This is a genomic window from Microbacterium sp. Se63.02b (assembly GCF_014171575.1).
Lineage (GTDB): Bacteria > Actinomycetota > Actinomycetes > Actinomycetales > Microbacteriaceae > Microbacterium.
In genome coordinates, this window is the sequence record NZ_CP050453.1 from 1,566,669 (window position 1) to 1,590,702 (window position 24,034).

Consider the following 24,034-nt stretch of genomic DNA (forward strand, 5'->3'; position numbering starts at 1 on the left):
GCGCTCGCTTCCACGGCCGCCTCGAGCTCGTCGAGTCGTCGCGCCAGGTCGATCAGCGCGGCATCGTCGGTGGGGAGCGGGCCGGTGAGAAGCGCCTGCAGCGTGCCACGAGGGATCCGGAGCCGGTCTGACGCGGCATCGGCGACCTCATCGGCACCGGAGTGGAGGGCGAGCCCGAGCCGGCGAGCCATGCGTCGTCGCGCGCCGTCCCGGAGCGCGTCCGCGGCATGCGCCGCGTCGGCGGCCTTGGCCGTGAGGCGTGCGCGTCCGTGCATCGTCTCCGGATGCGCGGACGGTCACTGGCAGCGTCTCGGCGACCAGCGGACCGAAGCGCTGGCCGCGCCAGACGGCGGTGGCGATTCCGGCCAGCATCAGCAGGAGGATGGCGGGGGTGACCCAGGGCGGCGTGAGGCTCCCGAGCGTGTCGATGGACTCGCCCTCGATGTCGGAGTCGGCATAGCTCGGCACGTACCAGACGACGCGATCGGTCTGGCCGAGCAGCGCGAGGGCGAGGGCGGCGTTCCCGTCTTCGGCGAGAGGCGTTGCCGAACAGTCTCGTGCCCTCCACGACGACACGGCGGGTGCCGGAACGGTCGTCGACGAGCACGGCCGAGCCTTCGTCGTCGCCGAAGCAGGCCTTCACCTCGGGCTCCGCGGAGAACAGCCGGTCGGCGCGGATCGTCCCGACCTTCGCGAACTCGGGCACGCTGCAGTCGGCGGCGACGGCCGGGAGCGTTCCAGGAGCGCTTTCGCCGATCCCCAGTGCGCTCAGCAGGTGAGTGCTCGTCGACAGGAAGACCACACGGTCGGCGGGCTCCATCAGCTCTTCGAGGGCCTCATCGGTCAGCGTGTACGGATTCGCCATCACGAGTGTGGTGTCGTCGTCGATAGCGTCGCGCGCGTCGGCCCGGGAGCGGTGCACCTCGACCTCGACGCCCTGATCCCGCAGGATCTCCGCGAGGGCGAGGGCGCCGGCGTCGTCGCGACCCTCGGGGTCGAGGGCGCCTCGTCCGCCGGGAGGGCTCGCGGCGACGCGGAGGGCGACGAACGAGACGACGAGCACGAGGATCACCACGATCGTCCAGCCGAGGATGGTCTTCGCCCGGCGGGGCCTGCGCTCCGCGGTCGAAGGAGCGGACGTGCTCTGGGCGCTCTCCGTCGTCGTCACGCCGGGACCGCCTCGGGCCGACGGGCGCGGAGCCGGTCGTCGGTGTCCGCGAGATCGCGGTAGCTCTCCGCGGTGGCCGGATGTCCGAGATAGCGGACGTCGTCGAACAGGACGGCCGCCCGCCGCATCGCGTCCGCCTCATCGGCGAAGACGGTGCTCGCTTCGCGCGCGATCGCCTGCGCGGTCGCTCCGGGCGCCGGGTCGATCAGGTCGCGTTCGAGCAGGCCGCGAGCGAGCGCACGATAGCGGAGGATCGTCGCCAGGTCCCAGTCGCCGTCGCGGGCACTGCGATCGGCGTCGGAGCGGAGCTGGGCGGCCGTGCGGTCGTCGCTCTCACCGAGAAGGTCGGTGCGTGCGCGGCGGACCGCTCGCGAGCTCCGGGGCCTGCCCCAGATGAGCAGAGCGGCGATCAGTGCCGCCGCGATGATGGCGCTCACGACGATGAGCGCCCATGGGCCCACGTTGGCGCCGTTCTCCGAACTGAAGAGATCGGCGAGGAACCGGCCGATGTCACGGGCCACGAGGTCGAACCAGGTCGGTGTGGCGTCGGCGTACTTGGGGTTGGCGAGTTCGTCCTGCGCCCAGCGTCGTGCCTCGTCCCCGTCAGGGACGATCAGGTCGTCGAACCGCAGGATCATGCCGGGTCGTCGCCGCCGGGAGCGGCCCAGGCGCTTTCCGCCGCCGTCGGACCGGGCGCGGTGTCCGACGATGCTGCTGTCGGCGCGGGCGGGGAGGCGGAGGGAACGCCGCGGGCGACGTGCCCTGCGGTGCGGCGGCATGGGGGCTGGGGTGCGAAGGGCTGCCCCGGCCACGGCTGCGTCGGGTGACTCTGCGGGGGGTATCCCTGCGCCACCGGAGGCTGCATCGCGTAGGCGCTCTGGGCGTACCCCTGGGTCATCATCACGTGCTCGGGCACCTGCCGGGGCGGGGGCGCCGAGGACACCGCTCGTGTCGGGTCGACGCGGAACGGATCGCCGAGCTGCTCCTCGGTCCAGCCGAGGTCGCGGCGCTCCACGAAGGCGATGAGCGTCTGATCCAGCCCCTCGTAACGCATCCGGCAGTCCAGGTAGACGAGCGCCGACCCGGTGCTCTGCACCACCAGCGCGATCGCCTGGATCACCAGGAGCAGGATCTGCGGCGCGAGCAGCGTGAGGACGAACCCGATCGCGGCAGTCGGCTCCTCCGCGCCGGTCGGGGCGACGACGGAGCCGAGGAGGCTGCTGAGCAGGGTCACGGGCAAGCTCACGACCTGCATGGCGAGGCCCATGATGAGACTGATGAGGAAGGTCACTCCGAAGGCGACCCAGAAGCGCCCGCGGGTGAGGCGCCACGAGCGGACGAACGCCTCGCGGAAGCGGGCCCGCTCGAGCACGAGGATCGAGGGCACCAGCAGCAGCTTGGTCGTCAGCCACACGCTCAGCGGCACCGCTGCCAATGCGATGAGGATCACGACGAGCACGACGACCCCGATGAGTTCGACGCTGCCGCCCAGACCGCCGGCGACGAACGCGGCGATCACGGCCGCGACGATCGCGAAGATGCCGAAGAGCGCCACGACCGACAGGGAGGCGAAGCCGGCCAGGCGCCAGAACGACGGTGCCATCCTCCGCCACAGCATCCGCAGGGTGGCCTTCACGCCGACCGCCGCGTAGCCGATCTCTGCCGCGACGACGCCCTGCATCATGGCGGTGAATGCGATCGAGGCGAGTCCGACGGCGACCCCGGCGATGATGTTGATCCCGATGGTCCCGGCGAGCACCGCCTCGAAGTCGGGGGATGACGGGGAGACCGTCTCCAGGCGCGAGAACGTCGTGAACAGCACGACCCCCATGACGCCGGCCGTGGCGATGACGACGACCAGCTGGATGGCGACGGCGAAGCCGAAGAGCACCTTCGGGTTATGGCGGAGCGCCGCGAAGGCCTTTCCCAGCAGCATCCCGAACGTCAGCGGATGAAGAGGGATGATCCCCTTCTTCGGGGCGGGCGTCCACGTCTGGCCACTCACAGGCACTCCCTCCATCGTGCGCTCCCATCGTGTCATATCCCGCGCGTGGTGCGCAGACCTGGGGTCGGCGGGACTCGGTGCCATAAGGTAACTGTTATGACCTCACGCATTCTCGTGGTCGACGACGACACAGCGCTCGCCGAGATGATCGGGATCGTGCTGCGCACCGAGGGTTTCGAGCCGGTATTCTGCGCTGACGGTGCGCGAGCTGTCGATGAATGGCGCGCGCAGCGACCGGACCTGGTTCTGCTCGACCTCATGCTGCCCGGGATGGACGGCATCGAGATCTGCACGCGCATCCGCGCCGAATCGGGTGTCCCCATCATCATGCTCACGGCCCGCAGCGACACCGCCGATGTGGTGCGCGGGCTGGAGGTGGGGGCAGATGACTACATGGTCAAGCCCTTCAACCCGAAAGAGCTCGTCGCGCGCATCCGCACCCGTCTCCGTCCTGCCCCGCAGACGACCAGCGAGCAGTTGCGGGTCGGCGATCTCACGGTCGACGTCGATGCGCACGAGGTGCGGCGTGGCACGGCGCCGATCGCGCTCACGCCGCTGGAGTTCCAGCTCCTGGTGGCACTCGCGTCGAAGCCGCAACAGGTGTTCTCCCGCGAGATGCTGCTCGAGCAGGTGTGGGGCTATCACTACAAGGCCGACACCAGGCTGGTGAACGTGCACGTGCAGCGCCTCCGTGCCAAGGTCGAGCTCGACCCGGACAACCCGAAGATCGTGATGACGGTGCGTGGCGTGGGCTATCGGGCCGGGAGCGTCGGCTAGGAGCACGATGGCCGCGACGACTGCGACCACCTCCACGGTCGCTGTCCTGCGCGACTGGCGGAGCTGGCCGACCATGCTCGGCATGCTGTGGCGGCGTTCGCTCCGCTTCCGGACGCTGTCGATCACACTGCTGGCGACCTCGCTGGCGATCTTCATCACGTGCGTGACGATGGCGCTCGTGATCCAGAACGACCTCTTCATCTCGCGCAAGAACGTCGCGCTGGAAGATGCCCGGCGGGCCGTCGACCAGGCCCAACGCATCCTCGACGTCGCGGAGGTCGGCGATGACCCTGCGGCGCTCTCGACGCTCTGGGACAGCATCCGAGACACGCTCGCCCGCACCTCGAGCACCGACCAGCTGGCCGGATACAAGATCGACACCGGAGCGGACGGCGTTCGTCTGAACGGCTTCGAGGCGGGGTTGAACGAGGATCTGCTCAGTCCAGAGCTGCAGCGGCGGGTGGTCGAGCTCGACGATCGCCAGGCCTGGCAGTCCGTGGCCCTGCCGGTGGCGGACGGCGGGGTGGTGCCGGGGATCGTCGTGGGCCAGCAGCTGCAGGTGCCGGAGGCCGGGGCCTTCGAGATCTACTTCGCCTACGATCTCGCCGATGCCGATCAGACGCTCGTGTTCGTGCAGCGCACGCTCTGGATCGCCGGCATCGGGCTGGTGGCGATCGTCGCCGCCATCTCCTGGATCGTGCTGCGCGCGGTCTCGACGCCGATCGTCCAGGCGGCCGAGACGAGTGCACGGCTCGCTGCGGGAGATCTCGGCGTGCGGCTCGAGGTGCACGGAGAGGACGAGCTGGCGATCCTCGGGCGCTCGTTCAACGCGATGGCCGACAGCATCGAGGCGCAGATCAAGGAGCTCGGCGAGCTCTCGATGGTGCAACAGCGCTTCGTCTCCGACGTCTCGCACGAACTTCGCACACCGTTGACGACGATCCGGCTCGCCGCGGACATGCTCAACGATCAGCGTGAGGAGTTCGACCCGACGACCGCGCGTACTGCGGAACTGCTGCATGCCCAGGTGCAGCGATTCGAGACGCTGCTCTCCGACCTGCTCGAGATCAGTCGCTACGATGCGGGATCGGTGCAGCTCGAGCTCGAGGCCACGAGCCTCGCCCACCTGGCGGAGGACATCATCGAACAGATGGTCCCGCTCGCGGAGGGACGCGGGAGCGAACTGCGGCTCGTCGCCCCCGGCGGCTACTCTCCGGTCGATATGGATCCGCGGCGCGTCCGTCGAGTCCTGCGCAACCTGATCGGCAACGCCATCGAGCACGGCGAGGGCCGCCCCATCGTGATCACGGTCGACAGCAATCAGCATGCGGTGGCCGCTGGAGTCCGGGACTTCGGGCTCGGCATGGAGCCGGGCGACGCCGAACGCGTGTTCGACCGGTTCTGGCGTGCGGATCCCTCCCGGCAGCGCACGATCGGTGGAACCGGTCTCGGGCTGTCCATCGCGCTCGGGGACGCCACCCTGCACGGCGGAACGCTCGCGGTGTGGTCGGAGCTCGGTGTCGGCACGAACTTCGTGCTCACGATTCCCCGTCACGAAGGCGTCCTGGACGGACCGAGTCCGATTCCCGTGGAGCCACAGGAGCCCCTCGCCGAACTCGGCGACGCGACGCAGCCCATCTCACTGGCCGAGAGCCGTCCCGACCTGTTCGATGAGAGGGACCGGTCATGAGGCGGGCGACGTCGAAGAAGGTGCTGCGCGCGGCCGGTCTCGCGCTCGCCGCGCTCCTGCTCCCTGCCTGCGCCGGTCTGCCGACGACCGGCGGCGTGTCGGTCGGCCTCGAACTCGGCGAGTCGACGCAGGACCTGGACTTCCTCCCGGTGGCATCGGGTCCCATCGAGGGAGCCGGTCCCGAGGAGATCGTCGAGGGTTTCCTCGAGGCGGGGATCACGACCTCCGACAACTGGGCGACGGCCCGCGAGTTCCTGGCGCCGGAGTTGCAGCGCACCTGGCGGCCCGCGGCGGGGGTGTCGATCGATCTCGGTACGGACACGCGCACCATCTCCTCCACCGTTCCCGTCGAACAGGTGGAGGACGCCGACTCGGCGGAGGTGCAGGTGCTGCTCGATCTGGTGGCGAGCGTCGACGAATCAGGGGCGTACTCCGACGCGCTCGGTGCGTCCACCATGCCGTTCGCACTCGAGCGGATGGACGACGGTGAGTGGCGCATCACGGAGGCACTCGACGGGATCGTGATCGACGCCCCGCGGTTCGCCACCGTCTTCCAGGGGTATCCGCTGCAGTACTTCGATCTCGCCTGGTCGCGACTCGTGCCCGACATGAGGTGGTACCCGCGGCGGTTGAGCCCCGCGACCACCGTGACCCAGGCGCTGATCGGCGGAGCCCCAGCGAATGGCTCGAGCCCGCGGTGCAGAACGCCTTCCCCGCTGATGTCCAACTCGCGCAGGATGCGGTTCCCGTCGTCGGGCAGGTCGCCGAGGTCGCCCTCACCCGGCCGGCGGCTGATCTCGACGAGACGACCCTCTCCCGCATGCGCACCCAGCTGCAGGCGACGCTCAAGGCCGCGGGGGTCGCCGTCACCCGCGTGCAGTTCACGGTCGACGGGCGCTCCCTCGATGCCGGGGTCGCCGACGTCGTCGAGCCCACAGCGGAGATCGGCAGTCTGGTGCTGCAGGACGGCGTCTTCGGCCGGCTCGTGGGCGATGAGATCGTGCCGGTCGCCGACATCAGTGCGCAGATCGCCGCCATCGAAGAACCGGTCGTCTCGATCGACGTCGCCGCAGACGACTCCCGCGCCGCTGTCCAATTGGGCGACGGTCACGTCTACGCGGTTCACGACGACAGTCGCGACGAGGTGGATGCCCGCCCCGGCCTCATCGAGCCGTCGCTCGATCCGTGGGGGTACACCTGGTCCGTTCCCGAAGGACAGCCCTCTGCTGTGCAGGTCTCGGGGAGCGACCCGGATGTCGCACCGCAGGCCGTGGCGAACGCATGGCCGACGGCCTCCGCGATCTCCGATATGCGGGTGTCGGCAGATGGGGCACGAGTGGCCGCGGTCGTGGCGGTCGGCAAGCAGCGTTGGGTCGTCGTCGCGGCCGTGATCCGCGATTCGGCGGGGGTCCCGATCGAGCTCGGAGACGCCAAGCAGGTCACCCAGCTGACCGAACCGGCGACCAGCCTCGTCTGGTTGGGGCCGGATCGTCTCGGGATCCTCACCGGTCCGACCGGCCCGCGGCTCCTCACCCAGATGGTGGGCGGACCCGGGTCGGCAGAGGCGGCACCGAGCGATGCGATCTCGGTGGCCGGTGCGCGCACGTCGGCGGGTGTCCGGATCCTGGGTGCGAGCGGGCAGCTGTTCGCCCACGCCGGGTCCGCCTGGCGGGAGGTCGCTTCCGGGATCTCCGTCCTCGGCACACGCGCGGGGGAGTGACTCCTCCTCCACGATGGAGGCGCTCGCGCCGAGTTCTCTCGACGATGCGATCCGGGTGTCATGGCGCGCTTCTCGCCCGCAGAATCGGGAGATGCGATCAGACTCCCGGATGCTCCGCCTCGGCGCGGAGGTCGCGGCGTTCCTTTCGGCGGCCACGTGCGCCGGATGCGATGTGCCGGGGAGCACCTTGTGCGCCCGCTGCCGGCAGGAGCTGGCACCGCGACCGCATCAGGGGTGACCACCGGCGGGCTGCCGGTCCAGGCGGCACTCGCTTTCGAGGGAGTCGCCGCGCGCTGCATCCGTCGGCTCAAGGGCGAGGGCGCCACGGTCCTCGCGCGTCCGCTGGGATCTGCTCTCGCGACCGTGCTCGCTCCCTGTGTCACCCCGCGACCTGGGTCGTGCCGGTGCCCACGGCGCGCGCGGCCTTCCGTCGGCGCGGCTACCGGGTCCCCGAGCTGCTGATCCGTCGGGCGGGCCTCCTCCCCCAGCAGCGAGTGCTCTCCGTCGTCACCAGGAGCGTCGATCAGCGAGGGCTGGGGGCCCGCGCCCGGGCGATGAACGTGCACCACACGATGCGTGCGCGGCGGCGCGGTGACGGCGCCGAGGCCGTGATCGTGGATGACGTCGTCACCACCGGAGCGACGTTCGACGAAGCATTCCGGGCCCTCGATGTCGCCGGCTTCCGCGTCATCGCGGCGGTCGCGCTCGCCGCCACGCCGCGTCGATCCGGATTCTGAGGAACCTCATCGAGAACGCACCGGCGACACAGGGGCAGGACCCCGTGACATCCGTCGGCGGGCGGACTACGGTGGGGGGACACAAGGCGACCACGGTCCGCCCTTGGCCGGGAGGACCGGGACAAGGAGGCAGCAATGGAAACAAGCATCGTTGGCGTCGGAGTGGGTATCACCGATCGCTTCCGAACCGTTGTCGAAGAGAAGATCGCCAAGGTCCAGATGCTCGCGTCTCGCGCGCAACGACTGGACGTGAAAGTCACCCATCGGGTGTATCGCAATGGCCGCATCCCCGATGAGACCGTCGAATTGACGCTGGTCGGAAAGGGACCCGTCGTCCGCGCGGAAGCGACCGATGGCGACAAATTCGTGGCTCTCGATCTCGCCGTCGACAAGATGTCCGAGCAACTGCGTCGCGCGAAGGAGAAGCGAGTCGATGGTCGACAGCACCCCCGCGGCGCCCACTTCGAGAAGGGCAGCGGCGCACTGGAGGGCATCGATGTCCAGCCCGCATCCGCCGACGTGCTCCATGCGGTCGCGACGGGCAGCGTCCCCGTGCAGCAGTCCGAGGAGGAGGCCTATTCTCCTGTCGTGATCCGCACCAAGAGCTTCGACGCCGAATGGATGACCGTCGAGGAGGCGGTCGACCGGATGGAGCTGGTCGGTCACGACTTCTTCCTCTTCGTCGACGTCCGCACCGATCACCCGAGCGTCGTCTACCGCCGCAAGGGGTGGGACTACGGTGTGATCGCTCTGAGCACGCAGGCCCCGCCGTCGGCGGCCCTCGCGTCCTGAGCCGCATCGCAGAACGGCCCGGTCCCTCGGAGGGACCGGGCCGTTCCGGCGTCCGTGCGGCGGAAGCCGTCAGTCGAAGATGCCGTCGAGGAGGCTGCCGATCACGAGGCCGCCCAGGATGCCGGAAGCGAGGTCGCCGCCACCACCACCGCGTCGCGGTCCTCCGCCCCAACCGCCGCCGCCCCAGTCCTGGTCCGGCGGACGGGACGAATCGATGTCACGCTGCGCGAGCTGCAGGGCCTCCGACGCGAGATGAGCGACTCGCCGGGCCTGTACCAGGGCGGCTTCCCGCGTCTCTTCCGCGGGGAGGAGATCGGAGAGGTCGACACGCAGCCGCTCGGCTTCGGCGAGTCGAGTGCGGGCGTCGGCGCCGATCCATCCGCGATGCCCCGCGATGAGGCCGCGCGCCACGCCGAGCTGCCGGTCGGCGTCATCGATCGCGTGCTGCACCTGCGCGACGCTCGGGAGCGGATTCTCGGCGCGATGACGCGCCTTCGCGATCGCGTCGTCCAGAGCGGAGTTGGCCTCGCGCAGCTGGGAGAGCTCGGCGAAGGGGTCGTTGGGCTGCCCGGACGGCGTCAACGCGGCCAGCGCCGCCTGGAGCGCGGCGACCGCGTCGGCCACGGCGGGGACCGCTGGTGCGGTGCGAGCCGCGATGAGGTCGCCCCGCGAGTCCGCGACGACTTCTGCGAGGGTGGACTCCGCCCGCAGCGCTTCGATCTCGAAGTCCTCGACCGCGTCGAGCAGGGCCGAGGCACGCCGGGTCGCCTCGGTCGCGGTCTCGAGTGCGACGTTCGCTTCCTCGTTCTGCTTCGCCGCCCGGCGGCGCTCCGGAGACATCGGCGCTGTGGGTCGCGAAGCGGATGAGCTGCTCCGCCTCGGCAGCGCTCGCGGTGATCTGGTGCATCGCAGAATCGGAGTAGCGGGCGGAGAGACGTGCGACGGTCTCGTTGGTCTGCGGGATGCGGGTGCTCAGGGCGGCAGCCTCGGCGCGCACCTGCGCGATGATCTCCGGCGCTCGTCGCACCTTCGCCACGGACTCCGCGAGCACGGAGGTCTTCTCGTCGAGGAGATCCTGGGCCCAATCGCACAGCTGCAGGATGCGCGCATTCCGTGTGCGCAGCTCCTCAGGAGTGTCGGGGATCTCGTCGTGGTTCAGCTGGTGCAGTTGGAATGCCTCGCGCAGGTGAGTGCGCACGGCGATCAGCGCCTTGCGCAGATCAGCGGTCAGCGACTCGCCGAGCTCGGCCTCCGCGAACGCGAGCTCATCCGAGGTCGTGCGGATCCGCTCGTCCGCCCCGACCAGGGCCTGCTCGGCGCGACGCGCCAGATCGGCGTCCTGTGCGGCGAGTTCTTCCTGTTCGCGTTTGCGTCTGCCCCAAAATCCAGCCATGAACCGATCCTAGTTTCCCGTGTGCGGGAGCTGGCTGAGCATCCGCTTCAGGTGGGCGGTGTTCGCTCAGGGCACGTCACGCGATCGCTGTCCGTCGTGTCAACTCGGCCTTCCTCGGGGGGACGAGCCAGCTGACCGTCGCGATCGCGAGAGGCAGGGCGACGGCCAGCAGAGCGAGCACCAGCCAGGGGATGTCGGAGATGAGCAGAACGTCGCGCGATTGGATGGCGAATCCGATCGGCGGGAGAACTCCGGCCGCAGCCCCCGCGATCGTGCCGAACCCGGCGATGATGAGCCCTTGCCAGAACCCGATCCGGCGACGGAGCGAGTCCGTCCCACCGACGGCGGAGAGAGTCGCGTCGTCGGGCCGGCGTTCGAATCGAGCGAGACTCAGCGCGACACCGCTTGCTCCGAGGACGAGCACACCCACGGCCGCCAGGATCGGGATCATCCACAGGGAGTCATCCGGTGGACCGTCTTCGAAGTACGGGGCGAGGACCCACGCATCCGCGGTGGACGCGTCGGCCTGCTCCTGCACGCGGTCCCGCACCTCCACCGGTACGGGGCCGTCGAACGACGCGATCACCAGGAACGGGCGAATCTCCATGTCGAGTTCCGTCGCGGTCTCCGGGGCGATCGCCACCGCGATTCCCTGGTGGGGGAGGTCGAGTTCGATGGCGTCGACCTTCTTCTCCCAGATCGGTTCGCTGCGCGGGGGCCCTTCTTCCCACCGGGTCCAGATGTTGTCGGGCATCTCTCCTTCGTAGGCTTCCCTGCCGGTCCACGCGCCGACGTCGATCGTGCCGTCGGTGACGTAGTCCGGGTCTGTGACGATGGCGGCGCCGCTTCGGTAGGCGGCGCGCTGGGCAGACGTCATCGTGATCCCGAGCGCGTCCTCGACCTCGTCCGCGGCGATCACGGCGATCGGATTCGCCCGGTTCTGCCCGCCGGAGAACGAGTCCTGCTCGACCGGGTCGAGAAGATGGCGCTCCGGCATCACGGCGATGACTCTGGTCGCATCAGCGGGGACATCGCCGGCGCTGGCGTACGACCAGATCTCCGGCTGGTGGGAGACGACAGCGATACCAGAAGCCCCCACGGCGTCCGCGAGCTCGATGCCCGCCTTCTCGGCCTCGGCCGCCGCCGGGTCATCGAGGGGAGCGCCCGTCCCGGTCTCGTGAATGCTGATCGCGAGGGTGCCGACCGGTGCCTGGTACATCCAATCACGGGCCGTCCACGCGTTCTGCATGGAGGTCTGACCGATGGCGAAGACGGCGATGAACACGGTCGCGGCGATCGCGGCGAAGGCGGGAACTGTCCTAGACGAGTTCGCAGCGGCGTCGCGCGCGGCGATGCGGGCCGCGAGGCTGAGCCGGGACAGCGCCTTGGCGGTGACCCACAGCAGCCAGCGTCCCGAGAGGAGGATGCCGATCTGCACGAGGACGGGCCCGATCACGATCCCGAACGGCGGGATGGTCCGCAGGGGGAGTCCCACGGGAGATCGGTGACGACGATCGCCAGGACAGCGAAAGCGCTGCCGATCGTGAGAGCGACGCCGACCAGCAGCAGGATCGATCCCCAGATGGGTCTCGACGCACGGGGCGACTGCGGGCGACGTGCGCCGCGGAGGGCGCTGAGAGTGTCGGAGCGCGCCACCGTCCGCGCCGGGAAAGCCGCAGAGATGGTGCCGACGAGCACCGAGAACGCGAGGATTCCGGCCAGGATCAGCCAGGGGACGTGAAAGCCCCAGAACTGCGTCGCCGTGCCGTCGGCGAGCACCGCCATCGTGATGGAGGCGGCGCCGACGCCGAGGGCGAGTCCGATGACCCCGAGACGAGTCCGAGCGCGGTTCCCTGGAGCAGGATGACGCGGCGGAGGTCGGAAGCTGACGCACCGACGCTCGCGGCGACGGCGAGGATCGCTGCTGGCGACGCGCGGCGACGGCGAAGGCGGCGCCCGCGAGCATCACGACGACGTAGGCCGCGAAGAGCCCTCCGGCGATGAGCACGATGAGCATCGTCCACAATGCGCCGTCGTCGGCTCCGGACCACCCGCGCCTCGAGTCGTCGGCGATGTCGGGTGGGTCCAGGATCACCGATCGGGCGTACGCGACGACTCCGTCTTCGTTCAGCTTCTCGACGTCCGACCAGCTGAGCGTCAGATCGGGGAGGTACCAGCGGGCGTCGCCCTCGAGCCCCGCGCTCGCCGGGAGGAACAGCGCGGAGGTCGCATCGGAGAGCACGGCGGAGTCGAGCGTTCCGACGACGGTGTAGGTCCGGTCGCTGTCGGTGAGGACCACCTCGCCGCCGATCGCGACTCCGAGTCGCTCGAGCGTGGCGGGGGTCGCCATGATCTCGCGTCCGGTGCGCGGGGTGGTCCCGTCGACGAGTTCGAAGCGTCCGTGGAAACGCTCATCCCACACCTCACCGCCCCACGCCGGGATCCTCGTCACGCCGTCCGGTGTCTCCACGCGCACGTCGGTCTCGACCACGCGGATGGCCTCGGTGCCGGACGGGAGCAGGGCGGTCGGGTCGGCGATCGGTGTCACCTCCGGGGCGGTGCTCGTGTTCTCGGGATATCCGAACCAGGTGGGATCGGTCGGCGACTGCCAGAAACCGCTCCCCGGTGCGCCTGCCACCGAGATCCACGCCTCCGTCTGCCCCAGCTCCGCGGTCACGCGCTCCTGAGCCGTGCCGACCATGCTCGCCCCGATGACCGCATAGGCCGTCATGGCCGCGATCGGGAGCATGACGAGGACGCCGATGAGCGCGCTGGACAGGAGAGTGCGACGCAGTTGCCGGCGCGCCAGCCGGGCGGCGACGCGCCAGCGGATCCCTGTCCCCGGACGCGGCCCACCGGCGGGGAGACGTCGGGACGTCCGTGTCTCCGGCCGCTCGACGGTCGAGGTCATCGGCCCGTTCCGCTCAGGAGCACCTCGGCATCATCGCGTCGGGTCTCGTCGACGATCCTGCCGTCGCGGAGGAACACGATCCGGTCGGCGAACGCCGCATGCCGCGCCTCGTGGGTGACGAGGATGCCCGCTGCTCCCGCATCCACGCGCCCACGGAGCATCCGGAGCACGAGCTCGCCGGTGACGGAGTCGAGTGCGCCGGTCGGTTCGTCCGCGAGGATGAGCCGTCGGCCGCCGACGACTGCGCGGGCGATGGCGACGCGCTGCTGCTGACCTCCCGAGAGGTCGTCCGGGTAGGAGTCGAGCTTGTCGGCCAGCCCGACGGACTCGAGGGCGTCCTTGCCGGCGCGGCGCGCGACCCGCCTGCGGAAGCCGTCGAGTTCCAACGGGAGAGTCACGTTCTCGATCGCGGTGAGCGTGGGGATCAGGTTGAAGTCCTGGAAGACGAACCCGAGCGATCTCCGGCGCAGGCGGGCGACATCCGCAGCACTCTGTTCACTGAGGAACGCGCCTTCGATCACGACCTCGCCCGTTGTGGGCCTGGCGAGACCGCCCGCGATCGCGAGCAGCGTCGACTTGCCGGAGCCGGAAGCACCCATGACGGCGACGAGCTCACCGCGTCGAACTTCCAGATCCACGCCCGAGTGCGGAGACCGCCGTCGCGCCGTGACCGTACTGCTGAGTCACGCCGACGAGGCTCAGGACCGTCTCGTCGCTCACGGCGTGGGCTCGGCATCCGCGAGTGCGGCTCCGGCCTTGGCCGGACGACCTCGTTTGGGGCGCTCGGTGGCGAGTTCGAGCGTCATCGCGTGGCGGGGATGCAGCGCGAGCCGCTGTTCCGTGTGGTCGAGCCAGCGCACCTCGGCCTCCGCGGCGAAGATCATCGAGTCGACGACCAGCGCCCAGGAGAGTTCTTCGGGCCCGTCCGCATCGCCACCCGCGTACTTGGCGCGCTGCAGAGCCTGCAGTTGACGGAGCGACGCGGTGCGCTGTGCCTGGATGACCGCCGTGACGTCGACGCCGGGCAGTGTCGCGGCGACCGCGAGCTTGATCGCCAGCTCGTCTCGGGTCGCCTGCGTCCGCACCACGGGGGAGGAGAGCCATTGCGCGACTTCGGCCGAACCGCTCTCCGTGATCTGCCAGTAGATATGGCCCTGGTCGTCTGCATCGCCGCGCTGCACGAGCCCGTCGCGTTCGAGCCGCTCGAGCGTGTTGTAGATCTGTCCGACGTTGAGGGGCCAGGTGGAGCCGGTGCGCCGGTCGAACTCGTGCCGCAGCTGATAGCCGTAGCAGGGTCCCTGATCGAGGATGGCGAGAAGGCTCTGGCGTACCGACATGGGTGATCTCCTGGTGGGTCGTCCGGAATGCAATACCGAGTATATGCATACTCGGTATTCGCGCATCGCGCCACGCGGATGACGCACCGGTCGCTCCTTGCAGGCGACGTGCAGGTCACAGCCCGGTAACATGGCAAAGCATGCCTCGCGTCGGGTTCACCGGCTGCCGGCGATTTACCCACTGACAGGGAGATGACATCCGTGGCCAATCCTCTTGAGAAGCTGCTGCGTGCTGGCGAGGGGCGGGTCATCCGCCGTCTGAATCAGGTCGTCAAGGCAGTGGGGGCGCTGGAAGAGGACATCTCCAAGCTCACCGACGACGAGCTGCGCAACGAGACCACCGAGCTGCGCGCCCGCTTCGAGAAGGGCGAGACGCTCGACCAGCTGATGCCCGAGGCGTTCGCTGCGGTGCGTGAGGCTGCCAAGCGCACGCTCGGCATGCGCGCGTACGACGTGCAGGTCATGGGTGGCGCCGCCCTCCACCTCGGCAACATCGCCGAGATGAAGACCGGTGAGGGCAAGACCCTCGTCGCCACGCTGCCCGCTTATCTGAACGCGATCGCGGGCAAGGGCGTGCACGTCATCACGGTCAACGACTTCCTCGCGAGCTACCAGGCGGAGCTGATGGGCCGCGTGTTCCGCGCCCTGGGCATGACCACGGGCATCATCGTCTCGGGCCAGACCCCCGCGGTCCGTCGCGAGCAGTACGCGGCCGACATCACCTACGGCACGAACAACGAGTTCGGCTTCGACTACCTGCGCGACAACATGGCGTGGCGCAAGGAGGACCTCGTCCAGCGCGAGCACTTCTTCGCGATCGTCGACGAGGTCGACTCGATCCTCATCGACGAGGCGCGCACCCCGCTCATCATCTCCGGCCCGTCCTCGGGCGAGGCCAACCGCTGGTTCGCCGAGTTCGCGAAGATCGCCCGCACCCTCGAGGTCGGCGAGGACTACGAGGTCGACGAGAAGAAGCGCACGGTCGGTGTGCTCGAGCCCGGTATCGAGAAGGTCGAGGACTACCTCGGCATCGACAACCTCTACGAGTCCGCGAACACCCCGCTCATCTCGTTCCTCAACAACTCGATCAAGGCGCTCGCCCTCTTCAAGAAGGACACCGACTACGTCGTGATGAACGACGAGGTCATGATCGTCGACGAGCACACCGGTCGCATCCTCGTCGGTCGCCGCTACAACGAGGGCATCCACCAGGCGATCGAGGCCAAGGAGGGGGTGCCGGTCAAAGCCGAGAACCAGACCCTCGCGACGGTCACGCTCCAGAACTACTTCCGCCTCTACGACAAGCTCGCCGGCATGACCGGTACCGCCGAGACCGAGGCGGCCGAGTTCATGTCGACCTACAAGCTCGGTGTCATCCCCATCCCGACCAACAAGCCGATGATCCGCAAGGATCAGGCCGACCTCGTCTACAAGAACGAGACGGCGAAGTTCGCACAGGTCGTGGAGGACATCGCGGAACGTCACGCGGGGGGTCAGCCGGTGCTGGTCGGAACCGTGAGCGTCGAGAAGAGCGAGTACCTCTCGCGTCTGCTCGCGAAGAAGGGCGTCAAGCACGAGGTCCTCAACGCGAAGAACCATGCGCGTGAGGCCGAGATCGTCGCCCGCGCGGGCCGCCTCGGCGCCGTCACCGTCGCCACGAACATGGCCGGTCGCGGTACCGACATCATGCTCGGCGGGAACGCCGAGTTCCTCGCGGTTCAGGAGCTCAAGGGCAAGGGACTCGACCCCGTCGAGACGCCCGAGGAGTACGAGGTCGCCTGGGACGAGACGTACGAGGCCATGAAGGCCGTCGTCGCCGAGGAGGCCGAGAAGGTCATCGAGGCCGGCGGGCTCTATGTGCTCGGAACAGAGCGGCATGAGTCTCGTCGCATCGACAACCAGCTCCGCGGACGTTCCGGCCGACAGGGAGACCCCGGGGAGAGCCGCTTCTACCTGAGCCTCACCGATGACCTGATGCGGCTGTTCCAGTCGGGCGCAGCCGAGGCGATCCTCTCCCGGACGAACTTCCCCGATGACGTGCCGATCGAATCGGGACTCGTGTCGCGGGCCATCCGCAGCGCGCAATCGCAGGTCGAAGCGCGCAACGCCGAGATGCGCAAGAACGTGCTCAAGTACGACGACGTCCTGAACCGCCAGCGTGAGGCGATCTACGCCGACCGTCGGCAGATCCTGCAGGGCGATGACATCGCCGACCGCGTGCAGCACTTCATCGAAGACGCCATCAGCAGCGTGGTCCGCGACCACACCGGCGAGGGGCACAACGAGAGCTGGGACTTCGACGCGCTCTGGACCGAGCTCAAGACCCTCTACCCGGTCGGCGTCACGATCGACGAGGTCGTCTCCGAGGCTGCGGGCCGCAAGGGCGGCATCACCGCCGACGGGCTCACTCGCGAACTCCTCTCCGACGCCAAGATCGCGTACGATACCCGCGAGGCGTCCCTCGGCGAGGCGGCGACGCGTGAACTCGAGCGACGCGTGGTGCTGCAGGTCCTCGACCGCCGCTGGCGCGACCACCTCTACGAGATGGACTATCTGAAGGACGGCATCGGCCTGCGGGCGATGGCGCAGCGCGACCCGCTGATCGAGTATCAGCGTGAAGGCTACGCGATGTTCCAGTCGATGATGGGGCAGATCAAGGAGGAGTCGGTCGGCTACCTCTACAACCTCGAGGTCGAGGTGCGTCGCGCCGGCGACTCGGAGACCGCCGAGGTCGAGGCCAAGGGGCTCTCCACGGGCGGCGGCGAGCAGCGTCTCGAGTACTCCGCCGCGAATGATGCGGGCGAGGTCGAGGTGCGAAACGACCGCGGGCAGGTGCAGCAGGCGGCGACCGATCGGGTACGCCAGGCTGCGGCGCGCACTCCGGCCCCGCAGCCCGATGCCGAGGAGGCTCCGCGCGGAGCGTTCGGTCAGCGTACGGAGGCGGAACCGCCGGCCGCAGGCAACCGGGAACAGCGACGCGCCCAGGGCAAGAAGAAGAAGTAGTGCTCGACGGAAGGAGGGCCAGTCCGAGAGGATTGGCCCTCCTTTCGTCGCTGTAGGCTTGGTCGATGACACCAACGCGCAACTTCGATCAGTCGTCGAAGCTCAAGAACGTCCTGTACGAGATCCGCGGAAACGCCCTCGTCGAGGCGGCGCGTCTGGAGGCCGAGGGTCACAAGATCCTCAAGCTGAACACCGGGAACCCGGCGATCTTCGGTTTCGATGCACCCCACCAGATCGTGCACGACATGCTCGCCGCACTGCCGACGGCGCACGGCTACAGCGAGAGCAAGGGCATCATCTCCGCTCGCAGGGCCGTCGTGAGCCGCTACGAGCAGATCGAGGGCTTCCCTCGTTTCGACCCGGACGACGTGTACCTCGGCAACGGGGTCTCCGAGTTGATCACCATGACCATGCAGGCTCTGCTCGACGAAGGCGACGAGGTCCTGATCCCGGCGCCCGACTACCCGTTGTGGACGGCGATGACGAGTCTCGCCGGCGGTACCCCTGTGCACTACCTGTGCGATGAGGACGACGAGTGGCAGCCCGACCTGGAAGACATCCGGTCGAAGATCACGCCGAAGACCAAGGCGCTCGTGATCATCAACCCGAACAACCCGACGGGAGTGGTGTATTCACGGCCGATCCTGGAGGGCCTGGTGCAGATCGCCCGAGAGCATCAGCTGCTGCTGCTCTCGGACGAGATCTACGACCGCATCCTCTTCGACGGCGCCGTGCACATCCCGACCGCGACTCTCGCGCCCGACCTGCTGTGCCTGACCTTCAACGGGCTGTCGAAGACCTACCGTGTCGCCGGCTATCGCTCGGGGTGGATGGTCATCACGGGTCCGCAGGACCATGCCAAGGGATTCCTCGAGGGGATCACACTGCTGGCTTCGACGCGTCTCTGCCCCAATGTGCCGGCTCAGCATGCGGTGCAGGCGGCGCTCTCGGGGGTGCAGTCGATCGATGCGCTGATCGCGCCGACCGGACGTCTGCACGAGCAGCGCGACATCGCCTGGGAAGGACTCGAGTCCATCCCGGGGGTCTCCTGCGTCAAGCCTCAGGGCGCGCTGTATGCGTTTCCGCGCCTGGACCCGAACGTGCACGAGATCAGGGACGATGCCAAGCTCGTCTACGATCTTCTCGTGTCGGAGCACATCCTCCTGGTGCAGGGCACCGGCTTCAACTGGGCGACGCCGGATCACCTCCGCCTCGTCACGCTTCCCGAGCCCCGAGTGCTGAGCGAAGCCGTCGAGCGACTCGGGAACTTCCTGGCGAGCTATCGACAGTGACGCCCTCCGCGCCCCGAGGCGAGAGCGTCGCAGCCAGCCGTCGCACGCCGGCCACGAAGCTCGATCGGGGGCGACATCGGTCACCGGTCGCGCGTGCAGCAGCGCCGCGTCTGCCGCTCGTCGATCGAACGGCAGGAAGGTCACCTCTGTGATCCCCGCGAAACGCTCGAGAGTGCGTCTCACCTGCCCGCGCGCGTCGATGCCGAGGGGCCCGGGTCGGACCTGATTGACGACCACGGTGACCGGAGCGGGTGCCGTGAGGCGTCGCACCTCCGCATGATCCCGCAGGAAGCGGCTGATGCCCAGGGGATCGGCGGCCGCAACCGCCACGATGTGGTCCGCTTCCCGGAGCGCTGCGGATGTGGCATCGTGACGCCGAGGCCCGATGAGGTCGTACGTCACCTCCTCGTCGGCATCGAATGCACCGGAGACGTCGACGACCGTCTCCTCGACCCACTGCCGGCACGCGTTCAACGTCGCGCGTACGCGGGCTGAGGTCAGCTCGGGCCAGCGGTTGGGCCGATTGATTCCGGGGAGCACCTGGACGTCGTCGCCTCCGCTGCCGATCCGCATCGACAGGCGGGTGAGCTCGGCGTCGTCGAGCACGCCCCGCTCGGCGCGCCGGCAGGCAGCGGCGATGCCGGGGGCGTCATCGCTGAGGCCGAGGAGCAGGGCGAGCGACGGGGCCACCGTATCGGCATCGATCAGAGCCGCGCTGCGACCGGTGCGCGCGAGTTCGAGGGCGAGATCGATCGCCACGGTGGAGCGACCAGGAGCGCCCTGGGGTCCCCACACGGCGACGACGCGATGCGGATGCGGAGGGCGCAGCGCGGGGGCTGCGGGCGCATCCGCTCGCAGCGCAGCGGCGATCTCCCAGCCCGTGGCCTCGGACGAGAGCGCGGCTGACAGCCCCAGCCGACCGAGGAGGCGACTGTCCGTACCGCCGAGGACGAGGATGCGCACGCCCGCGCGGTCGCACCTCGAGACGAGTTCGGCTGTGAGCAGGGTGCGCGCGGGGGAGACGATGAGTGCCTCGGCATCGGAGGGGAGTTCGGGGAGGGGAGCGGCAGGTGCGAGCGTCGCCACCACGGTGATGCCCTCGAGCTCCAGCTCTGCCGCCAACCGGTTCGCACGCGGCGCGGGGATCGCCACGACGACCCGCGTCACGAGCCGCCCCCACCGGAAGCACGGAGAGGGCTGATCCTCCGTTGACGGCGGCGAGCACGTCGGCGGCATCAGACCGTTCGATGACGAGTTCGAGCGACGTGCCGGTGTCGGCCAGCACGCCTTCCGGCTCGCGCACGTCGCGCACGACGACACCCGCGACCAGGACGCGGGGGACGTCGTAGGATCGTCCGTCGTCGATGGGCGGGGCACTCCAGACATCGACGACGGTTCCGGCCCGCACCTCGTCGGGGAGTCCGGTGCTGGACGCGATGACGATCGTGGTGGTGCGACTGCTCTCCGCATCCGTCAGCGCGGCGTGCGGAACCAGTTCGCCCTTCATGAGCGTACGTGCGGCGATCTGACCCGGCTGCAGGTCATCGGCGCCTGCATAGTCGTCGGTCGATGGCCCGAGATCCACGTCGACCACCTGGAAGTCATCGGAGCTCAAGGCATCGCCCTGCACGATCGTATGGCCGGCACGCAGCACCGGCTCCGCGTCGTCCGCTCCGGTGACGATGAGCCACACCGCGGTGATGGAGACGGCCACCAGGGCGATGCCGACGAGGAATCGCACGTCGCCCCAGAACGCGCGCCGTGGACGAGAGTGGGAGACCATGGCCATATGGTCACAGATATCGTGACGGGTCGACCGCGGTTATCCACAGCCGGGCCTCGGCCGTTCCCCCGGAATGCTGGTCGTGGAGAATGGGGTCATGGCAGCCCCCTCCTCGCATGCACCGCGATTCCTGGCTCCCTCGCAGGTCGCCGAGCTGTTGAGCATCGAGGTCGGCGAGGTGATCGAACTCCTGCACGAGGGCAGGCTTCGTGGGGCACAGCTGGGCTCGCCGCCGCGGTGGCGAGTCGAGGAGTCGAGCCTCGCCGGGTATCTGGCGGAGGAGTCCGAGACCTCCGCCGGATGGCCCTGTGGCGGCAGTCGGCGGCGGCCAGCTTCCCGGAGGTCTGGGGCACGTCATCCGCTCACGGGAATTGATCCCCTGAGGTCCTTATCGCGACCACCGACGCGAAGGGGATGATCCGGAACCCGTGCACGGCCTCCGCGCGGCGCGCCTGCCCCGGATCATGGACGGCCAGATCGAGGTGATCCGCCGCCGCGCGGTCGATGGTGCCGTGTGCGTCGTGCCCGGTGCGGGTGCTGATGTGGACGGAGACGCGGCGCCTGGCGAGATCGCGGAGGACGAATCCGAGCGTCATCCGCTCTCGGAGCGAGTGCTCTGCAGGAACGAGGGCGTCGAGGCTCGCAAGGAGAGCACCGTGGTCCACCGTGATCCCCGCGATCGCTTCGAGGGGGAGGAGAAGAGCGGATGCCGTCGCGCGTCCGCCTTCGACAGTCGTGCCTCGTGATGCGACGGCGATCCACTCCGCTCCCAGCGTCTGCATCGTCACAGCCAGACGCTGTCCGTCCACGAGGTCGACCGTGGCATCGGTGCCGGTCCGGCAGAGGGACCTCAGGCGCGCACGAAGGTCGAGCCGGGCGATGCGGAGCCTCTCGGACTCGGCGTCGAGCACCGCGCGCTCCGCCTCCCAGTCCGATTCCAGCTGACCTTCGAGGTCTTCGAACAGGCGGTCCCAGTGCACTCGCCCGAGCGTAGGGGAGCGGGAGATCCGATGTACGAGTTATCCACATACTTACGCCGCCGACACACGCGGTCGAGCGATGCGGTGCTGTACTGACGGCCTCGCAGACCGCCCCGATCGAAGGTTCGACATGACGCCACATGAGTACTTCGCACCCCAGCCGACGTCGACCAGTGACCTCCCGGATCCCGCGCCGTTGCTCCGCAGCCTCACGCAGGGGGTCCTCGAAGTGCTCGCCGGTGTGCGGGAGGTCGATCAGCTCGCCCGCTGGTTCAGCGAAGAGGCGTACCGCAGCCTGGTCACGAGGGCGAACCTGTCGGCCAGGGCCCGCAGTGCGCGGGGTGTCGCGCCCGCGCGCCCGACCTTCCAGATCGTGTCCCTCCGCGTTGCGGAGCCTCGTGATGGCGTGATCGAAGCCGTGGTGGTGGTGGCGGGGCCGGGCCGGACGCGTGCGGTCGCCGTACGTCTGGACGGCTTCGACCGACGCTGGCGCGCCACATCCCTGGCGATTCTCTGACACAGGTCACCGTAGGCTGGTGAGGTGTCAACCCTCAGCGATCTCGCCCATGCCCAGGGCCTCCTCACCGACAACGACGTCGAGTGGCTCCACCGACTAGCCGGCGACGGGCAGCTCCTCGCCGACCTCGCGTCAGCCGACATCGTCATCTGGATCCAGACCGACGACGGGTCGTTCATCGCGGTCGCCCACGCGCGGCCCAGTGGTGCCGCGACGCTCTTCTACCGCGACATCGTCGGCGAACGGGTGAGACCGCAGTGGCGCACCCAGGTGCAGGGCGCCTTCGACTCGGCGGAGATCGTCGATTCGTCGTCGCCCGACTGGTTCGAGGAGACGCCGACGAGGGTTCGGGCCGTGCCGATCGTGATCGAACGGCGCGCCGCCGACTCTGCGGCCACCGTGATCGGAGTGGTCACCAGGCACACGAACCTGGGGGAGCTGCGGACCCCATCGCGTCAGCAGATCACGTTCGACGAATGCGCGAACGATCTCTTCCGGATGATCGCGGACGGCAGCTTCCCCGATCTCGCCGCTCCGACGTCACCGCGACGGGGGCGCCGCGCGCCTCCGACGGGCTCATCCGCATCGACGTCGACGGCATCAGCACCTTCGCGAGCCCCAACGCCCTCTCGGCGTTCAACCGGATGGGGTTCGACGACGAGCTCGAGGGCGAGTCTCTGGCCGAGGTCACCACCCGCCTCGTCCCGCCGTCGCGGCAGGTCGACGAGTCCCTGCCCGTCGTGGTCACCGGTCGCGCGCCCTGGCGCACCGACATCGAGGCACGCGGTGTCACGGTGTCGCTGCGAGCGATCCCGCTGAAGGATCATGGGACCCGCATCGGTGCGATCGTGCTGTGCCGCGACGTGTCGGAGCTGCGCCACCAGGAGCAGGAACTCATCACCAAGGACGCGACGATCCGCGAGATCCATCACCGGGTGAAGAACAACCTCCAGACCGTGGCCTCGCTCCTTCGGATCCAGGCGCGTCGTACCCACTCCGACGAGGCTCGGGACGCACTGACGCAGGCCATGAGGCGCGTCGACGCGATCGCCGTCGTGCACGACACGCTGGCCCAGGGCCTCACGCAGAAGGTCGACTTCGACGAGGTCTTCCACCGGGTCCTCAAGCTTGTGGCCGAGGTGGCATCCGCGCCCAATACGCGTGCCCGCACACAGTCGACCGGTCGGTTCGGGGTGCTTCCGAGCGAGTACGCGACACCGCTCGCCCTCGCACTGACAGAGGTCGTGACGAATGCGGTGGAGCATGGCCTCGCGGGTCAGGAGGGCGTCGTCACGATCGACGCGAAACGCACCGAGGAGAATCTCCGCGTGACCGTGAGAGACACCGGACACGGTCTGCCTGAGGGGCGGATCGGGCAGGGGCTGGGGACGCAGATCATCAGGACGCTCATCCAGGGTGAACTCGGCGGCACCATCGAGTGGCACGGCAGCGACGGCGAAGGGACCGAGGTCGTGATCGACATCCCGCTGCGCTGGCTGGAGCGCTGAGGCGCGACGCCCCGCATGCGAAAAAGCGGCCTGAGACGTGCTCTCAGGCCGCTTGCCGAAAGGTCAGGAGGCGCGGCGGGCGCGGGCGGCGCGGCGCTTCAGAGCGCGACGCTCGTCTTCGGAGAGGCCGCCCCACACGCCGGAGTCCTGGCTGGTCTCCAGGGCGTACTGCAGGCAGATCTCGGTGACCGTGCAGGTGGCGCAGACGGTCTTCGCCTTCTCGATCTGATCGACGGCCGGGCCGGTGTTCCCCACGGGGAAGAAAAGCTCGGGGTCGACAGTCAGGCAGGCGGCCTTATCGCGCCAGTCCATGGGGGCTCCTCGGTGTGGATATCGTGAGATTTCGCGATGCGACTTCTCGGATTCGGGTAGCAGTTCGGGTTCGGCTACCCTGTTGAGATGCGGACGGAATGCCCGCGAA

19 protein-coding genes and 2 pseudogenes are annotated in these 24,034 nt (G+C 69.0%); 11 read left to right on the plus strand and 10 right to left on the minus strand.

The window, feature by feature from the left end:
- Positions 1-52 precede the first annotated feature (52 nt).
- The 3 genes from G4G29_RS07710 to G4G29_RS07720 are packed head-to-tail and all read right to left on the minus strand — an operon-like array spanning position 53 to position 3,173.
- On the minus strand, positions 53-1,168 hold the full coding sequence (locus G4G29_RS07710; protein WP_183152379.1) for a DUF4350 domain-containing protein: 1,116 nt from the start codon (positions 1,166-1,168) through the stop codon (positions 53-55).
- On the minus strand, positions 1,165-1,806 hold the full coding sequence (locus tag G4G29_RS07715) for a DUF4129 domain-containing protein (protein WP_183152380.1): 642 nt from the start codon (positions 1,804-1,806) through the stop codon (positions 1,165-1,167). The genes G4G29_RS07710 and G4G29_RS07715 overlap by 4 nt, the downstream gene beginning before the upstream one ends.
- Positions 1,803-3,173 (minus strand): hypothetical protein, encoded by a 1,371-nt coding sequence (locus tag G4G29_RS07720; RefSeq protein ID WP_183152381.1) that lies wholly within the window; start codon positions 3,171-3,173, stop codon positions 1,803-1,805. The genes G4G29_RS07715 and G4G29_RS07720 overlap by 4 nt, the downstream gene beginning before the upstream one ends.
- A 96-nt stretch (positions 3,174-3,269) precedes the next feature.
- On the opposite strand from G4G29_RS07720, the gene mtrA reads away from it, so the two are divergent.
- The 5 genes from mtrA (at position 3,270) to raiA (ending at position 8,889) form a co-directional block, all read left to right on the plus strand.
- Positions 3,270-3,950, plus strand: a complete 681-nt coding sequence (gene mtrA, locus G4G29_RS07725) for an MtrAB system response regulator MtrA (protein WP_183152382.1) — start codon at positions 3,270-3,272, stop codon at positions 3,948-3,950.
- Between the two features lie 7 nt (positions 3,951-3,957).
- Positions 3,958-5,640 (plus strand): MtrAB system histidine kinase MtrB, encoded by a 1,683-nt coding sequence (gene mtrB / locus G4G29_RS07730; protein ID WP_183152781.1) that lies wholly within the window; start codon positions 3,958-3,960, stop codon positions 5,638-5,640.
- A gap of 697 nt (positions 5,641-6,337) precedes the next feature.
- Complete coding sequence (locus G4G29_RS21700) at positions 6,338-7,360, plus strand: LpqB family beta-propeller domain-containing protein (protein ID WP_244632512.1); 1,023 nt, start codon at positions 6,338-6,340, stop codon at positions 7,358-7,360.
- A 404-nt stretch (positions 7,361-7,764) separates the two neighbouring features.
- Positions 7,765-8,097 (plus strand): phosphoribosyltransferase family protein, encoded by a 333-nt coding sequence (locus G4G29_RS21705; protein WP_244632513.1) that lies wholly within the window; start codon positions 7,765-7,767, stop codon positions 8,095-8,097.
- A gap of 135 nt (positions 8,098-8,232) precedes the next feature.
- Positions 8,233-8,889 (plus strand): ribosome-associated translation inhibitor RaiA, encoded by a 657-nt coding sequence (gene raiA / locus G4G29_RS07745; RefSeq protein WP_183152383.1) that lies wholly within the window; start codon positions 8,233-8,235, stop codon positions 8,887-8,889.
- 69 nt (positions 8,890-8,958) lie between these two features.
- Here raiA and G4G29_RS23940 read toward each other — a convergent pair whose 3' ends face one another.
- Positions 8,959-9,729 (minus strand): hypothetical protein, encoded by a 771-nt coding sequence (locus G4G29_RS23940; RefSeq protein WP_345941169.1) that lies wholly within the window; start codon positions 9,727-9,729, stop codon positions 8,959-8,961.
- 7 nt (positions 9,730-9,736) lie between these two features.
- Between G4G29_RS23940 and G4G29_RS23945 the strand changes: the two genes are divergently transcribed.
- Positions 9,737-10,417 carry a hypothetical protein gene (locus G4G29_RS23945; RefSeq protein WP_345941170.1) on the plus strand — a complete coding sequence of 227 codons (681 nt, stop codon included), beginning with the start codon at positions 9,737-9,739 and terminating at the stop codon, positions 10,415-10,417.
- Here G4G29_RS23945 and G4G29_RS07755 read toward each other — a convergent pair.
- From G4G29_RS07755 to G4G29_RS07765, 3 genes and pseudogenes are all read right to left on the minus strand, one after another.
- Entirely contained in the window at positions 10,359-13,193 is a 2,835-nt protein-coding gene (locus G4G29_RS07755) for a hypothetical protein (protein ID WP_183152384.1), read from the minus strand. The two genes, G4G29_RS23945 and G4G29_RS07755, sit on opposite strands and share 59 nt — an antisense overlap.
- Positions 13,190-13,913: pseudogene (locus tag G4G29_RS07760) on the minus strand (ABC transporter ATP-binding protein). The gene G4G29_RS07755 and the pseudogene G4G29_RS07760 overlap by 4 nt, the downstream one beginning before the upstream one ends.
- Positions 13,910-14,530: a PadR family transcriptional regulator gene (locus tag G4G29_RS07765; protein ID WP_183152385.1), complete on the minus strand. Its 621-nt coding sequence runs from the start codon at positions 14,528-14,530 to the stop codon at positions 13,910-13,912. Before G4G29_RS07765 ends, G4G29_RS07760 begins: the two are co-directional and overlap by 4 nt.
- A gap of 201 nt (positions 14,531-14,731) precedes the next feature.
- Between G4G29_RS07765 and secA the strand changes: the two genes are divergently transcribed.
- The 3 genes from secA (at position 14,732) to G4G29_RS21710 (ending at position 19,320) form a co-directional block, all read left to right on the plus strand.
- Positions 14,732-17,533 carry a preprotein translocase subunit SecA gene (gene secA / locus G4G29_RS07770; protein WP_183152386.1) on the plus strand — a complete coding sequence of 934 codons (2,802 nt, stop codon included), beginning with the start codon at positions 14,732-14,734 and terminating at the stop codon, positions 17,531-17,533.
- A gap of 65 nt (positions 17,534-17,598) precedes the next feature.
- On the plus strand, positions 17,599-18,825 hold the full coding sequence (locus G4G29_RS07775; protein WP_183152387.1) for a pyridoxal phosphate-dependent aminotransferase: 1,227 nt from the start codon (positions 17,599-17,601) through the stop codon (positions 18,823-18,825).
- Between the two features lie 276 nt (positions 18,826-19,101).
- A complete protein-coding gene (locus G4G29_RS21710; RefSeq protein WP_244632514.1) occupies positions 19,102-19,320 on the plus strand; it encodes a hypothetical protein in 219 nt (72 codons plus the stop codon).
- Between the two features lie 154 nt (positions 19,321-19,474).
- On the opposite strand, the gene G4G29_RS21715 is transcribed toward G4G29_RS21710, so the two are convergent.
- Together G4G29_RS21715 and G4G29_RS07785 are read right to left on the minus strand one after the other, a co-directional pair.
- On the minus strand, positions 19,475-20,608 hold the full coding sequence (locus G4G29_RS21715) for an SAF domain-containing protein (protein WP_244632515.1): 1,134 nt from the start codon (positions 20,606-20,608) through the stop codon (positions 19,475-19,477).
- A 362-nt stretch (positions 20,609-20,970) separates the two neighbouring features.
- A complete protein-coding gene (locus G4G29_RS07785) occupies positions 20,971-21,588 on the minus strand; it encodes a hypothetical protein (protein WP_183152388.1) in 618 nt (205 codons plus the stop codon).
- Positions 21,589-21,718: 130 nt separating this feature from the next.
- Between G4G29_RS07785 and G4G29_RS07790 the strand changes: the two genes are divergently transcribed.
- Both G4G29_RS07790 and G4G29_RS07795 read left to right on the plus strand, forming a co-directional pair.
- Positions 21,719-22,105 carry an Rv3235 family protein gene (locus G4G29_RS07790; protein ID WP_183152389.1) on the plus strand — a complete coding sequence of 129 codons (387 nt, stop codon included), beginning with the start codon at positions 21,719-21,721 and terminating at the stop codon, positions 22,103-22,105.
- A gap of 24 nt (positions 22,106-22,129) precedes the next feature.
- Positions 22,130-23,613, plus strand: a pseudogene (locus G4G29_RS07795) (histidine kinase N-terminal domain-containing protein).
- 63 nt (positions 23,614-23,676) lie between these two features.
- Here the strand turns inward: G4G29_RS07795 and G4G29_RS07800 are convergent.
- Entirely contained in the window at positions 23,677-23,925 is a 249-nt protein-coding gene (locus G4G29_RS07800; RefSeq protein ID WP_017203224.1) for a WhiB family transcriptional regulator, read from the minus strand.
- Positions 23,926-24,034 lie beyond the last annotated feature (109 nt).

Excerpts from the sequence above, each read along its gene's own strand:
- mtrA (WP_183152382.1), top strand. The coding sequence starts at position 3,270 with ATGACCTCACGCATTCTCGTGGTCGACGACGACACAGCGCTCGCCGAG.
- raiA (WP_183152383.1), top strand. The coding sequence starts at position 8,233 with ATGGAAACAAGCATCGTTGGCGTCGGAGTGGGTATCACCGATCGCTTC.
- G4G29_RS07800 (WP_017203224.1), bottom strand. The coding sequence starts at position 23,925 with ATGGACTGGCGCGATAAGGCCGCCTGCCTGACTGTCGACCCCGAGCTT.
- G4G29_RS07775 (WP_183152387.1), top strand. The coding sequence starts at position 17,599 with ATGACACCAACGCGCAACTTCGATCAGTCGTCGAAGCTCAAGAACGTC.
- G4G29_RS07715 (WP_183152380.1), bottom strand. The coding sequence starts at position 1,806 with ATGATCCTGCGGTTCGACGACCTGATCGTCCCTGACGGGGACGAGGCA.
- G4G29_RS21710 (WP_244632514.1), top strand. The coding sequence starts at position 19,102 with ATGATCCCGCAGGAAGCGGCTGATGCCCAGGGGATCGGCGGCCGCAAC.
- G4G29_RS21715 (WP_244632515.1), bottom strand. The coding sequence starts at position 20,608 with ATGGTCTCCCACTCTCGTCCACGGCGCGCGTTCTGGGGCGACGTGCGA.
- G4G29_RS07790 (WP_183152389.1), top strand. The coding sequence starts at position 21,719 with ATGACGCCACATGAGTACTTCGCACCCCAGCCGACGTCGACCAGTGAC.
- G4G29_RS07765 (WP_183152385.1), bottom strand. The coding sequence starts at position 14,530 with ATGTCGGTACGCCAGAGCCTTCTCGCCATCCTCGATCAGGGACCCTGC.
- G4G29_RS23940 (WP_345941169.1), bottom strand. The coding sequence starts at position 9,729 with ATGTCTCCGGAGCGCCGCCGGGCGGCGAAGCAGAACGAGGAAGCGAAC.
- G4G29_RS07755 (WP_183152384.1), bottom strand. The coding sequence starts at position 13,193 with ATGACCTCGACCGTCGAGCGGCCGGAGACACGGACGTCCCGACGTCTC.
- mtrB (WP_183152781.1), top strand. The coding sequence starts at position 3,958 with ATGGCCGCGACGACTGCGACCACCTCCACGGTCGCTGTCCTGCGCGAC.